General features: G+C 64.3%; 13 protein-coding genes. 7 read left to right on the forward strand and 6 right to left on the reverse strand.

Annotation, left to right across the window (positions count from 1 at the left end; genetic code table 11):
- Positions 1-30: 30 nt before the first annotated feature.
- The gene (locus tag CK226_RS23955; protein ID WP_095793227.1) at positions 31-2,637 is read right to left on the reverse strand and encodes a TIGR02302 family protein; all 2,607 of its coding nucleotides are present in this window, start codon (positions 2,635-2,637) and stop codon (positions 31-33) included.
- Positions 2,638-2,753: 116 nt separating this feature from the next.
- Entirely contained in the window at positions 2,754-3,695 is a 942-nt protein-coding gene (locus CK226_RS23960; protein ID WP_095793228.1) for a threonine/serine dehydratase, read from the reverse strand.
- A gap of 50 nt (positions 3,696-3,745) precedes the next feature.
- On the opposite strand from CK226_RS23960, the gene CK226_RS23965 reads away from it, so the two are divergent.
- Complete coding sequence (locus tag CK226_RS23965; protein ID WP_095793229.1) at positions 3,746-4,048, forward strand: metalloregulator ArsR/SmtB family transcription factor; 303 nt, start codon at positions 3,746-3,748, stop codon at positions 4,046-4,048.
- An 18-nt stretch (positions 4,049-4,066) separates the two neighbouring features.
- Here the strand turns inward: CK226_RS23965 and lysA are convergent, their stop codons facing one another.
- The 3 genes from lysA to argH form a co-directional block, all read right to left on the reverse strand.
- On the reverse strand, positions 4,067-5,335 hold the full coding sequence (gene lysA, locus CK226_RS23970; protein WP_095793230.1) for a diaminopimelate decarboxylase: 1,269 nt from the start codon (positions 5,333-5,335) through the stop codon (positions 4,067-4,069).
- Positions 5,336-5,401: 66 nt separating this feature from the next.
- Entirely contained in the window at positions 5,402-5,608 is a 207-nt protein-coding gene (locus CK226_RS23975) for a hypothetical protein (protein WP_019861402.1), read from the reverse strand.
- A gap of 116 nt (positions 5,609-5,724) precedes the next feature.
- Positions 5,725-7,125, reverse strand: coding sequence for an argininosuccinate lyase (argH, locus tag CK226_RS23980; protein WP_095793231.1), 1,401 nt, complete (start codon positions 7,123-7,125; stop codon positions 5,725-5,727).
- A gap of 35 nt (positions 7,126-7,160) precedes the next feature.
- Here argH and CK226_RS23985 point away from each other — a divergent pair, with 35 nt between their 5' ends.
- Positions 7,161-7,841 carry a TlpA disulfide reductase family protein gene (locus CK226_RS23985; protein WP_095793232.1) on the forward strand — a complete coding sequence of 227 codons (681 nt, stop codon included), beginning with the start codon at positions 7,161-7,163 and terminating at the stop codon, positions 7,839-7,841.
- A gap of 4 nt (positions 7,842-7,845) precedes the next feature.
- On the opposite strand, the gene CK226_RS23990 is transcribed toward CK226_RS23985, so the two are convergent.
- Positions 7,846-8,031 carry a hypothetical protein gene (locus CK226_RS23990; protein ID WP_095793233.1) on the reverse strand — a complete coding sequence of 62 codons (186 nt, stop codon included), beginning with the start codon at positions 8,029-8,031 and terminating at the stop codon, positions 7,846-7,848.
- 235 nt (positions 8,032-8,266) lie between these two features.
- Between CK226_RS23990 and CK226_RS23995 the strand changes: the two genes are divergently transcribed.
- The 5 genes from CK226_RS23995 (at position 8,267) to CK226_RS24015 (ending at position 13,458) form a co-directional block, all read left to right on the forward strand.
- Complete coding sequence (locus tag CK226_RS23995; RefSeq protein ID WP_095793234.1) at positions 8,267-9,619, forward strand: extracellular solute-binding protein; 1,353 nt, start codon at positions 8,267-8,269, stop codon at positions 9,617-9,619.
- Positions 9,620-9,723: 104 nt separating this feature from the next.
- A complete protein-coding gene (locus CK226_RS24000) occupies positions 9,724-10,608 on the forward strand; it encodes a sugar ABC transporter permease (protein WP_095787875.1) in 885 nt (294 codons plus the stop codon).
- Positions 10,609-10,615: 7 nt separating this feature from the next.
- The gene (locus CK226_RS24005) at positions 10,616-11,530 is read left to right on the forward strand and encodes an ABC transporter permease subunit (RefSeq protein WP_095772370.1); all 915 of its coding nucleotides are present in this window, start codon (positions 10,616-10,618) and stop codon (positions 11,528-11,530) included.
- Positions 11,531-11,540: 10 nt separating this feature from the next.
- The gene (locus CK226_RS24010; protein WP_095772276.1) at positions 11,541-12,641 is read left to right on the forward strand and encodes a sn-glycerol-3-phosphate import ATP-binding protein UgpC; all 1,101 of its coding nucleotides are present in this window, start codon (positions 11,541-11,543) and stop codon (positions 12,639-12,641) included.
- Between the two features lie 7 nt (positions 12,642-12,648).
- On the forward strand, positions 12,649-13,458 hold the full coding sequence (locus tag CK226_RS24015) for a phosphodiesterase (RefSeq protein WP_095793235.1): 810 nt from the start codon (positions 12,649-12,651) through the stop codon (positions 13,456-13,458).
- Positions 13,459-13,546 lie beyond the last annotated feature (88 nt).

Here is a 13,546-nt window from a genome sequence, read left to right on the forward strand (position 1 = left end):
AGGGGGGCGGGCGGGGTGTGGGGGCGGTCCCTATTTCAGCTCGAGCAGCCGTTCGAGATAGCTGCGCTCGATATCCGGGCTGAGCGCGTTGCCGAGCCGCTTGCGGATCGCTTCCAGGATCTGGCGCGCGCGCTGGACGTCGATCTCGTCGGGGACCTTCACCGAATCGCCGAAATCGGGACCCTGGCTGGCGCGCGGCCGGCCGAGCGGGTCGCGGTCGGCATTCTGCTGACGCCCGCCTTCCTGGCTGCCGCCCTGGTCGCCCTGCATGGCCTGCATCTGCTTCATCATGTCCTTGGCGCCCTTGCGCAGCGCCTCGAGTGCCCGGCCCTGGTGGCCGACGGCCTCGTCGCCCTGGCCCTCGCCAAGCGCCTGCTCGGCGCTGCCCATCGACTTGCCGGCCTCGCCAAATCCTTCATTGGGCTCCATGCCCATGCCTTCGAGGTTCTTCTTCAACTGCTCGAGATCGCTCTTCAGCTGGCCCTGGCCTTCCTGCAATTGCTTCAGCGCATCGGCGAATTCCTGCGGCGTCATCGGCTTTTGCCTGGCCAGCGGATCGCGGTCCTCGCCGGCGCCTGGCTTGTCCTGGCCCTCGCCACCGCCCTGGCCAAGCTGCTCATCGCGGTTCTGCCCGCGCTGGCGCTCGCCACGCTGCATCTGGTCCATGCGGAAAGTGTCGTTCATCATCTCCTGCTGGCGTCGCAGGATCTCGCCGAGCTTGTCCATCTGCTGGCGCATCTGGCTGTCCTGCTCGCCGCCCTGCTGCTGACGCCCGGCCTGGAGATTGTTCATCATGTCCTGCAACTGCGACAGCAATTGCTGCGCCTTGTCGCGGTCGCCCGACTTCGCCAGGTTCTCGATCTGGTCCATCATCCGGTCGATGTCGCTCTGGCGCAGTTCCTGGCCGTTCTGCTGCATCTGCGGCGCATTCGGGTTCTGCTTGGCGCGTTCGGCGAATTCCTGCAGGAACTGGTTCATCGCCTCGCGCAGTTCCTTCATCGCCTTCTCGATTTCGGCATCGCTGGCGCCGTTCTTGATGGCGTCCTGCAGCGCCTGCTGCGCCTGGCGCAACCGCTTCTCGGCGGCCGAGAGGTTGCCCTCCTCGATGCCGAGCGCGATTTCCCAGAGATAGGCGACCTCGCCGCGCAGCTGATCGTCGTTGCCGGCCAGTTTCAGCCGGCTGCGCGCGCTCATGATGGCAAGGTAGTGGGACATGTTGTCGAACGTGTCCTCCGGCCGCAGCGTGATGGCGTCGATCAGGTCGAGCACGTGCGGCTTGGCATTGGCGTCGAGGGCCAGCAGGCGGCGCTGTTCGATTACAGCCCGCGCCAGCGGGTTGGAGAAAGGCCGCTCCGGCATCACCAGCGTCCTGGTCTCGCTCGACGCGGTGTGGCCGGCGTCGTCGGTGGCGACCAGCGTCAGCTTGATGCTGCTGCCGGCCCAGACATGCTCGGTCAAGTCCTTGGTGGTCTTGGCGGCATTGGACTTGCCGCCGCGGCGCGGCAGCGCCAACGGCATTTCGGGCGGGCCGTAGAGCGGATGCGCGCCCGGCGCCTGCGGGTCGACCAGCGCGAAGACCGCCTTGGCGGTGGCGGCGCCATAGTCGTCGTCGATCTGGTAGTTGAGTTCGAAAGCGCCGTTGGCGGCGCGCTTGGGCTCGCCGACGAAGCGGATCTGTGGCGGTTTGTCCTCGATCACGGCGAAGGCCCAGCGGCCGAGCTGATCCTCGCCCGATTTCAGCGTCAGCGTGCCGTCGCCGGTCAGCTTGCCGATGAACTGGCGCACCTTCGACGGGGATGCGGGGGTCGGCGCCGCCGGGCTCGCGGCTGACTTGGCGCTGGCCGCCTGTGGTCCGGCGGGGTCGATGGTGCGCGCATTGCCATCCTTGTCGGCATAGGCGAGCGTTTCCTCGCCCGAGCCTCCGGTGACGCGCAAGGAGACGTCGCTGCCCTCAGGCACATGAAACGTCGGCGTTGCCTGGTTGGCGTCGGCGGTCAGGAAGATCGGCGGCTTGCCGGTATAAGCAGGCGGCGTTACCCAGGCATCGATGCGTGGCGGCACGGCATCGTGCGCGCCGTGGGTGCTGAAGCCGTCGGCTATCCTGCCGCCTGTCGGCCCGAAGGAGAAGGCAAAGGCGGTGACGAGCAGCAGCGCGGCCACGGCGCGCAGCCCCCAAGGATCGCGCTCCGGCACGCGGGTGCGCGGCAGGTCGGCGCCAAGGCTGTCGAGCCTGGCGGCCATGCGCTTCTGGTGTTCACGCCACAGCGCCTGCGAGAAGCTGCTTTCGCGGCCGCTTGGCCGGTCGGCCTGCACCAGCACAGGGCTGTGCAGCAATTCGTTGGCGGCCTCGATGCGGCGGTCGACCTCGGCGGCGCCGGGCAGGCGGAAGAAACGCAGCGGATAGAGCGCCGCCAGCCCTGCCAGGCCGAATGCGGCGACAAGGCCGATGCGCGCGATATCCGGCAACCGTGAGAAAACGCCGAACCAGGAGATGCTCAGGAACAGGGTGGCGATAAGGATCAGCGGCAGCAGCAGCGGCCAGCCGCGCTCGACCATCATCGAGACCCGCGTCGCCAGCCGGCTGAGTGCAAGGCGCCCGGCGAGACCGCGATCGCTAGAGGTGGGTCGTTGCGTCATCGGCCCTTCCTGGAATCAGGCGGGATAGCCCGATCCTCACGACTCGAAGAATACCAGCAAACACGGCAAAGGCGAGGCGTTCTCAGAAAATGTGAACCCGGCCGAAATGGTTGCAATCAGAAATTGGCGGGGTTTGCGTTGGCGCCACAGACCAGCACGGCGACGCGTTCGCCCGGTGCCGGCGTGTAGCGGCCGGACAGGATCGCGGCGAAGGCGGCCGCCCCACCCGGCTCGGAGATGATGCGCACCCGATGCCACAGCGCCTTCTGCGCGGCGATGATGTCGTCATCACTGACCAGGATGGAGCGCTCGACGAAGGCCTCGGCGATCGGGAACATCATTTCGCCGACGCGCTTCGGCGCCAGCGAATCGGCGGCGATGCCTTCCGCCGGCGCGTCGACGGGATGGCCGGCCTCGAAGGCGCGATGAAGCGTCGGCGCGCCCTCGGGCTCGATGGCGATGATGCGGATGCGGCCGGCATACCAGGCGGCGATGCCGCCGATCAGGCCGCCACCGCCGACGGCGACCAGCAGCGTGTCGATCTCGGGCAGGTCGTTCTCGATCTCGAGCCCAAGCGTGCCCTGTCCGACCAACGTTTCCTCCTGGTTGAAGGCATGGATCTGCAAGGCGCCGGTCTCCTGCGCGAAACGTTCGCTGGCGGCCAGCGCCTCGGCATAGCGGGCACCACCAACCACCAGGTCGGCGCCATAGCCGCGAATGCGGTCCAGCTTAGCCTGCGGGCTCACTTCGGGAACGAAGATGGTCGCCTTGTGGCCGAGCCGCATGGCGGCATAGGCGACGGCAGCGCCATGGTTGCCGCCCGAGGCGGCGACGACGCCGGCCTTGGGAACCGGCCTTTCCAAAAGATTGGTGAAGGCGCCGCGCGCCTTGAACGAACCGGAATGCTGCAGGCATTCGAGCTTGAGGTCTACCGCCAGCGGCGGCCGGTCGAAGTCGGCCATGTCGACGCGCAGCACCGGCGTGTGCCTGATATAGGGCCGGATGCGCGGTTCCATCGCGGCAATGCGCTCGCGTGTAACGGGGTTGCCCTGCGCCATGGCGATCTCCTTGGGATTGACAGCAATTAGTAACTTGGCAAAATGACTAAATGCAAGAGGTTGATGTCTTCAAGGCGATCGCCAACGAACGCAGGCTGCAGATCCTCAACTGGCTGAAGGATCCGCGCGCGCATTTCCCGGCTCAGGCCGACGGCGATCTGATCGAGGACGGCGTTTGCGCGCTGCTGATCGCCGAAAAGCTCGGTATCACGCAGGCGACGCTCTCCGAGCATATGCGCGTGCTCACCCAGGCCGGCCTGCTGCGGCCCAAGCGCATCAAGCAATGGACGTTCTACCGCCGTGACGAAGACAGGATCGCCGAGACAAGGACGCTCCTGCAGAACCGGCTGTAGCGCTGCCGGCTGTGGCTTCTATGCCAGCCAGTCAGGCACCGAATCCAGCCCGATCAGATCGTCATAGGTCAGGCGCGGGCGCACGATGTGGAACCGGTCGCCGTCGACCAGCACCTCCGGCACCAGCAGGCGGGTGTTATAGGTGCCTGCCTGCACCGCGCCATAGGCACCGGCGGTGGAAACGGCAATGAGATCGCCGGCCTTCAGCCTGGGCAAGTCGCGGTCGAGACCGAGATAGTCACCGGTCTCGCAGACCTGGCCGACCACGTCGACCATCATGCGCGGCGTGTCGGCCGGCGGCTGCACGACCGGCCTGATGTCGTGGAAGGCGTCATAGAGCGTTGGCCGGATCAGATCATTCATGGCGGCGTCGACGACCAGAAAATTCTTGGCGTCGCCTTCCTTCACGAAGATCACTTCCGAAACGAGGATGCCGGCATTGCCAACGATCAGCCGGCCCGGCTCGAACATCACCTTCAGACCGAGCTTGGTGACATGCTTCCTGACGATCTGGGCATAGGCGTCGGGCAAGGGCGGTGGGTTGTTGTCGACACGGTAAGGGATGCCGAGGCCACCGCCGACATCGACATGCTCGATGGCGTGGCCATCAGCGCGCAGCGCGCCGACCAGATCGACCAAAAGGGCGAAGGCGTCGTCGAAGGGCTGCAACTCGGTGATCTGGCTGCCGATATGGGTGTCGATGCCGGTGATCTTGATACCCGGAAGCGTCGCCGCGCGGGCATAGACCTGCCGTGCGCGCTGCCAGGCGATGCCGAACTTGTTCTCGGCCTTGCCGGTGGAAATCTTCTTGTGGGTCTTGGCGTCGACATCGGGATTGATGCGCAGCGAGACCGGCGCCACCTTGCCGAGTGCCGTGGCTCGCGCCGACAACAGTTCAAGTTCAGGCTCCGATTCAACGTTGAAGCAAAGGATGCCGGCTTCGAGCGCAAGGTCCATTTCGCGCGCGGTCTTGCCGACGCCGGAAAACAGGATCTTACTTGCCGGGATGCCGGCCGCCAGCGCCCGGCGCAGCTCGCCTTCCGAGACCACGTCGGCGCCGGCGCCGAGCCCGGCAAGGGTGCGCAGCACGGCCTGGTTGGAGTTGGCCTTCATGGCGTAGCAGACCAGTGCGTCGAGGCCGGCAAAAGCCTGGGCAAAGACGCGGTAGTGCCTGGTCAGCGTGGCCGTCGAATAGCAGTAGAACGGCGTGCCGACCTGAGCGGCGATATCAGGGATTGCCACGTCCTCGGCATGCAGCACGCCGTCGCGGTAGTCGAAATGGTTCACGAGGGTGATTCCGGAAGTTGGAGCACGATAAGATCGGGCTGGAAGCCAAACCCGGCCTGATCGGTTCTAGATCAGCGGGTCGAGGATGAACTTCTTGTCCTTGACTGGTTTTTCCGGCTCCGGCGGCAGCGGCTGCTTGGCCTTCTCGGCATCCTTTCGCGCCTGGACGGCCGCCTCATAGGGCGTGTCGAGACCGGCCTTGCGGCCGCAGGCGGTCACGGCGGCCATCGCCGCCAGCAGCGTCAGCGTCACCAAAATCCTGCTTCCGGTCATCGATCCATCCGTCCGAAACGTTTTGTCAGCCGCCGCTTTTAGCCGAGTTCTCGGCGCATTGCACCCCGGATATTGCCGGTTGCAATATCCGGGATATTGCCGTCGCATATCGGGCTTCAGGCTTTGACCAGCCGCTTTTTCCAATAGCGGATCTGCTTCCTCACTTCCGACGGCGCGGTGCCGCCGAAACTGGTGCGGCTCTTGACCGAATTCTGCACCGCCAGCACCGAGAAGATATCCGATGTGATGCCGGGATTGATCGACTGCAGATCCACCAGCGAAAGCTTTTCCAGGCTTACCTTCTTCTCCTCGGCCAGCGCCACCGCACGGCCGGTGACGTGATGCGCCTCGCGGAACGGCAGGCCCAGCGTGCGCACCAGCCAGTCGGCGAGGTCGGTCGCGGTCGCGTGGCCGGAGCCGGCGGCCCTCTTCATCGCGGCCGCGTTGATAGTCATGTCGGAGACCATGCCGGTCATCGCCGCCAGCATCAGGTCGAGCGTCTCGGCGGCGTCGAAGACCGATTCCTTGTCTTCCTGCATGTCCTTGCCATAGGTCAAAGGCATGCCCTTCATCACCGTCAGCAGGCCGACCAGATGCCCGTTGACGCGGCCGGTCTTGCCACGCACCAGTTCGGCGGCGTCGGGGTTCTTCTTCTGCGGCATGATCGAGGAGCCGGTGGAAAAACTATCCGACAGCCTGATGAAGCCGAATTGCGGCGTCGACCAGATGATGATCTCCTCGGCCAGCCGCGAAAGATGCGTGGCGCAGACCGCCGCCATGGCGAGGAAGTCCAGCGCGAAGTCGCGATCGGAAACGCTGTCCAGCGAATTGCGCATCGGCTCGCGGAAACCCAGCGCCTTGGCGGTTCTGTGGCGGTCGATCGGGAAGCTGGTGCCGGCAAGGGCGGCGGCACCGAGCGGGCTCTCGTCCATGCGTTCGATCGCATCGCGCACGCGCGACAGGTCGCGTGCAAACATCTCGACATAGGCCATGCAGTGGTGGCCGAAGGTCACCGGCTGCGCCGCCTGCATATGGGTGAAGCCCGGCATCACGGTCGCCGCGTGCTCCCCGGCCCGCTCCAGCAGCGCCGCGATCAGGCCCTTCAGCGCCTCGGCGACGCGGAAGCACTCGTCCTTGACCCAGAGCCTCAGATCCACCGCCACCTGGTCGTTGCGTGAGCGCGCGGTGTGCAGGCGGCCGGCGGCCGGGCCGATCAGGTCGGCGAGACGGGCCTCGACATTCATGTGGATGTCTTCGAGCTTCGTCGAAAACTCGAAGCGGCCGGCCTCGATCTCTTTCAGGATCGTGTTCAGCCCGTGAGCGATTTTTTCTTGATCGGCCGCCGAAATAATGCCCGTTTGCGCCAGCATCTCGCTGTGGGCGATCGAGCCGCGTATGTCCTGTGCGTAGAGTTTGCGGTCGAACGAGATCGACGCGTTGATCGCTTCCATGATCGCGGCCGGACCCGAGGCAAATCGTCCGCCCCACATCTGGTTGCTGGTCTTCTTGTCGCTCATCGCTATAAAACCCGTGCTTCGGAGCAGTTTGAGAAATGGCAGACGGAAACAGATTTTTCCCGGCCCCGCGCCTGATCCTCGCCGCTTTGGTGGCGGGAGCGCTGGCCGGCGCGGTCGCGGTATATGTCAGCGAGAGCCGGTCTGGCAACAATGCACCGGCCCAGGTGGCGGTCGGCGGCAGCAAGGATGACGTCGCCTGCGCCGCCAAGAGCGACCGCGCCAAGAAGATCGCGGCTGCCGCCACCGGCCAGGTCGCGGCCCTGTTGCCCGCCGATCCGCCGCAGTCGATGAAAAGCCTTGCCTTCAATGGCCCGGACGGCAAGCCAATGACGATCGCCGACCATGCCGGCAAGACGGTGCTGCTCAACCTCTGGGCGACATGGTGCGCGCCTTGCCGCGCCGAAATGCCGGCGCTCGATGCGCTGCAGAAGGAGAAGGGCAGCGACAGCTTTCAGGTGGTCGCCGTCAATGTCGATGCCGGCGACGATGTGAAGCCGAAGAAATTCCTCAAGGAAACAGGTGTCGAAGCGCTCGGCTATTACCGGGATTCGACGGTGGCCCTGTTCAACGACCTTAAGACGCGCGGCCTGGCGCTCGGCCTTCCCGTCACCATGTTGATCGACGGCGAAGGCTGCCTGATCGCGCATATGAACGGCCCGGCTGAATGGTCGGGGCCTGACGCCAGGCGGCTGATCGACACGGCGCTCGGATCGTGAGCGGTCAAGCCGAGCGCACGCCTGGCTTGAGCAATACGAGACTGCCATCCCGCTGGTCGGTGCGCGCCGGAGTGCGCTTGCCGTGGCCTGTCAGGTCGTCGAACGCCTCGATGGGCGCCAGTTTGCCGAGATAGTAGCCCTGGCGTGCTTCCCCGGCGCATTTACGCCCGCTGCGGCACCTGGATATCATTGTCCCCTTAGCCGGATAATCATGGCGGCCGATGCGGTCTTTACGTCTTCGACAGTCGCCCTAGCTACCTAAAACGCCGGTGCGTTTTAATGCCGGCCAAAGCCGCCGAGGGAGAGGAACGGGCAGCTGTGCAAAGGCCGGGGAGCCACAACAGAACTGTCACATACCTTCTCTAAGAGAGCGGGCAAGGACTTGCGCAAGACCCTTGTCACCAGCCACTCAAGAGGGAAAAACCATGACCATGATCAAGCGGGGCTTTGCTGCCCTTGCCGCTGGTGCGCTCAGCACCGCGCTGGCAATGCCTGCCTCTGCAGAACCGGTAAAATTCGACTTCTGGTTCGGCCTTTCGGGCGACCTTGCCCGTGTCGTCGACACGCTGTGCAAGAACTTCAACGCCTCGCAGAAGGACTACGAAGTCGTCTGCACCAGCCAGGGCAATTATGACGCCACGCTGCAGAACACCATCGCGGCCTTCCGCGCCGGCAAGCAGCCGGCCGTCGTCCAGGTCTACGATGTCGGCACCGCCACCATGATGCTGTCGGGCGCCTACAAGCCCGCCGACAAGCTGATGGAAGAAAACGGCTACAAGATCGACTATGCCGACTATTTCCCAGGCATCGCGCGCTACTACGCCACGTCGAAGGGCGAGATGCTGTCCTTCCCGTTCAATTCCTCGACCCCGCTGATGTACTGGAACAAGGACGCCTTCGCCAAGATCGGCAAGACCGAAGCACCCAAGACCTGGGAAGATGTCGGCGCCGACCTCAAGGCGTTGAAGGACGCCGGCTACGAGTGCCCGATGGCGATCAACATCTCTGCCAATGAAAGCTGGCAGCTGATGGAGCAGTTCTCGGCGCTCCACAACCAGCCGATCGCCACCAAGAACAATGGTTATGACGGTCTCGACGCGCGTCTGGAAGTCAACAAGACCAAGTTCGTCCAGTATGTCACCGATCTCAAGAAGTGGTATGACGCCGGCCTGATCAAGATCAAGTCCAAGGATCTCGGCCAGGATATGGTCCAGGCCTTCGCCTCGGGTACCTGCCAGGTCATCCTGACCTCGGTCGGCGACCACGGCACGGTCGGCAGGACCCAGAAGGAAGGCATGAAGTGGGATGTCGCCGAATTGCCGGTCTATGCCGGCACCGAGCGCAAGAATTCGCTCGTCGGCGGCGCTTCGCTATGGGTGCTCTCCGGCAAGTCGGACGCCGAGTACAAGGGCGCTGCCGCCTTCCTGAACTTCATCCACGACCCCAAGACCGCGCTGTTCTGGTCGACCAACACCGGCTACATCCCGGTGACCAAGTCTGGCTTCGACTACATGAAGGGCCAGGGCTTCTACGACAAGGCGCCCTACAAGGGCCGTGAAGTCGCCATCGCCAGCCTGACGGCGTCCGAGCCGACCGAAATCACCCGCGGCATCCGGCTGGGCAACTTCACCCAGATCCGCGCCGAGTTCGGCACGCAGATGCAGGCGATCTTCGCCAACAAGGTCAGCGTCCAGGAAGGCCTCGACACTCTGGTCAAGAACGGCGACGCCATCCTCGAACGCTTCCAGCAGACCTATCCGGGCAAGACCCTGCCCTGACCTCCGATTGCGGAACGGCCGTCCGTCGAGATTCGACGGGCGGCCATTTCATATCTAGTCTTGCCCAAGAAGCGGGCTGACGGTTCAACGGCATCGGCGGATCGATGGAAAAACGCGTCACTTTCGGCAAATGGACGATCGGCATCCTTTTCGCGGTGCCGCAGCTCCTCCTGATCTTCACGTTCTTCTACTGGCCGGCCGGCCAGGCCGTGTACTGGTCGCTGACGCTGCAACAGCCCTGGGGCGGCGGCAACATCTGGGTCGGGCTCGACAATTTCCGCTCGATCCTGTCCAACGCCGACTACTGGAACTCGATCACCGCCAGCCTTGTCTTTGCCGGCATCAGTACCGGTCTCGCAATGTTCATCGCGCTTGTGCTCGCCGCCTTGACCGACCGGCAGCTCGCCGGCTCGCGTCTCTATCGCGTGGTGCTGATCTGGCCCTATGGCATCGCCGCGCCCGCGCTGGCGATGGCGTTCCGCTTCATCCTGGCGCCGGAGGCTGGCTTCATGGCCGTGGTCAACCGGGTCTGGCCCGGCTTCTGGGATCCCGGCCTCGACGGCGCCGACGCCATGGCCTCGATCATCGTCGCCTTCTCGTGGAAATATGTCGGCTACAACTTCATCTTCTTCCTGGCGGCGTTCCAGGCCATCCCGCGTTCGCTGATCGAGGCCGCGGCGATGGACGGTTCCGGTGTCATCAGGCGTTTCTGGGACGTGCAGTTTCCGCTGATCACGCCGACCATCTTCTTCCTGCTGGTCATCAACATCACCGAGAGTTTTCAGGACTCCTTCGGCATCGTCGACATCATGACCGCTGGCGGTCCGGCGAACGCGACCAATCTGATGGTCTACAAGATCTATTCCGACGGCTTCAAAGGCCTCGATTATTCAGGTGCCGCCGCGCAGAGCATCATCCTGATGCTGCTCATCATCGTGCTCACCATCTTCCAGTTCCGCTTCATCGAGCGGCGCGTGCACTACAGGTGAGATGGATATGGTCGAGCGCACCCCGTTCCTCAATTTCTTCACGCATCTGATCCTGTTCATCGGCTTCATCTTTTGCATTGCGCCGTTCGTGGTCGTGGTGATCGCGGCGTCGCACAACCTCAAGGATGTCAACGATGTGCCGATGTCGCTGCTGCCGGGCAGCGACTTCTGGGTCAACATCAAGACCGCCTGGACGACCGCCGATCTCGGTCCCAAGCTGCTCAACAGCTTCATCATGGCGACCGGCGTCGCCGCCGGCAAAGTGATCGTCTCGGCGCTCACCGCCTTCTCGATCGTCTACTTCCGCTATCCCGGCCGCATGCTGATCTTCTGGCTGATTTTCATCACACTGATGCTGCCGCTCGAAGTGCGCATCGTGCCGACCTACGCCGTGGTCGCCAACGTGCTCGAGCCGTACCAGGCGATCCTGGACCTGACCGGCATTTCCTGGCTGATCGAAAAAGTCTCGGGCGTGCAGGTCCAGCTCAGCCTCGGACTGCTCAATTCCTACAGCGGCCTGATACTGCCGCTGGTTGCCACTGCGACCGGCACCTTCCTCTACCGGCAGTTCTTCCTGACCGTGCCGGACGAACTGACCGAGGCCGCGCGCATGGACGGCGCGGGCGCGCTGCGCTTCTTCATCGATATCTTGCTGCCGCTGTCGCGCAACAACATGGCGGCGCTCGGCACCATCATGTTCCTGTGGGCCTGGAACCAGTATCTGTGGCCGCTGCTCATCACCACCGATCAGTCGCATGCGATGGCGGTGACCGAGCTCAAACAACTGATCCCCAATGTCGGCGGCATTCCGGAATGGCACATCGCCATGGCCGGCACGCTGATCGTCATGTTGCCGCCGCTGATCGTCGTGGTGCTGATGCAGCGCTGGTTCGTGCGCGGCCTGATCGCCACCGAGAAATAAGGAGACAAAAATGGCCTCCATCACAATACGCGGCGTCAAGAAGAACTACGCCAAGACGCAGGTCGTGCACGGCGTCGACCTCGACTTCGCCTCAGGCGAATTCGTCGTCATCCTGGGACCTTCCGGCTGCGGCAAGTCCACGCTGCTCAGGATGATCGCCGGGCTGGAGGAGATTTCCGCCGGCGAGATCGCGATTGACGGCACGGTGGTCAACAGGCTGGAACCGCGCGAGCGCGGCTGCGCCATGGTGTTCCAGAATTACGCGCTCTATCCGCACATGAGTGTTTCGCAGAACATCGGCTATTCGCTCAAGGTCGCCGGCGTTCCCTCGGCCGAGCGCCAGCAGCGCATCCAGGCGGTCGCCCGCACACTGGAGCTCGAACATCTGCTCGACCGCAAGCCGATGGCGCTTTCCGGCGGCCAAAGGCAGCGCGTCGCCATGGGCCGCGCCATGATCCGCGAGCCGAAGGTGTTCCTGTTCGACGAGCCGCTGTCCAATCTCGATGCCAAGCTGCGCGTGCAGATGCGCTCGGAAATCCGCAAGCTGCATCGCCGGCTGAACGCCACCTCCGTCTTCGTCACCCACGATCAGGTCGAGGCGATGACGCTGGCCGACCGGCTGGTGGTGATGAATGGCGGACGCGTCGAGCAGGTCGGCACGCCGGGCGAAATCTATACCCGCCCGGCCAGCCGCTTCGTCGCCACCTTCGTTGGCGCGCCGGCCATGAACATTCTGGAAGGCACGGTCGAGCTCGACGGGCTGTCGCTGCTTGGCGGCAGCCGGCGCCTGGCCATGGCACGCACCGGCCTGCCGGTTGGCGCGAAGGTCGCGATGGGCATCCGGCCCGAGGCCGTCCGGCTGGTGGCGCCCGGCACGGCCGGCGCGCTCAACGCCACCGTCGATCTGGTCGAGGAATTGGGGGCGGGGCGGGTCATCTATGTCGATCTCGACGGCGCACCGTTTTCGGTGATGACGTCGGAGGCGGTCCATCCCGAGCCCGGCAGCCAGGTCGGCCTGAAGATTTCGCCTGAAGACATGCATTTCTTCTCGTCGGAGACGGGAGCCCGCCTCGATGTCTTCAAGGCGTCCGTACCCGAGCCGGCGCTCTGAAAGCGTGATGAAAATCATCCAGGTCACCGATGTGCATCTTGGCCGGCAAGGCGAGCGCCGCTATGGCGCGGACCTGCATCAAAGGCTGGCGTCCTGCATCGCGCATATCAATGCGCATCACGCCGACGCCGCCCTTTGCGTCTTCACCGGCGACCTGACCGAGAGCGGCGCGCCGGAGAGTTACGCGGATCTGCGCGCTGCCCTGAACACGCTGTCGGTGCCGTACAGGCTGCTGCCCGGCAACCATGACCGGCGGGCCAATCTCATCGCGGCGTTCCCGGAAAATCCGGTCGACGAGAATGGCTTCGTGCAGTCGGTCCATGACACCGGCAACGAAGTGCTGCTGTTCCTCGACTGCCTGGCGGAAGGGCGCATCGAAGGCGAATTGTGCGAAAGGCGGCTCGCCTGGCTCGAAGCCCGCCTGAACCGATCAGCCGGCAGGCCCGCCTACATCTTCCTGCACCATCCGCCGGTCGCGCTCGGCCTGCAGCAGCTCGATCCGCTGGCGCTCGAGCAGCCCGAGCGGTTGCTCAGCCTACTGAAGCGCCATGGCGATGTCCGCCACATCTTCTTCGGCCATGTCCATCGCGACATCGCCGGCACAGTCGCCGGAATTCCGTTCTCGGCGCAGCGCGGCCTGCACGCAAGGTTCGAACTTGCGCTTGATCGGTCGAGCGAAATTGTCGAGCAGGCGCCGCCCGCCTACGCCGTCATCCTTGTCGACAGCGCCAACGAGACGGTTGTCGTGCATGGCTGTGATTTTCTCGAGCGCTGGCCGATCTATTCAGCCGAAACCGGCGAACGCATCACGGCATGAACCGCGCGCCGGGCGCCGGCCTTCGGTCGCCTAATGCATGTCGCCCAAAAGTGACCTCGGTTTTGGGAGAACGACATGCATAAAGCAG

It is taken from the genome of Mesorhizobium sp. WSM4311 (assembly GCF_002295115.1).
In the GTDB taxonomy this organism is placed as follows: Bacteria; Pseudomonadota; Alphaproteobacteria; order Rhizobiales; family Rhizobiaceae; genus Mesorhizobium.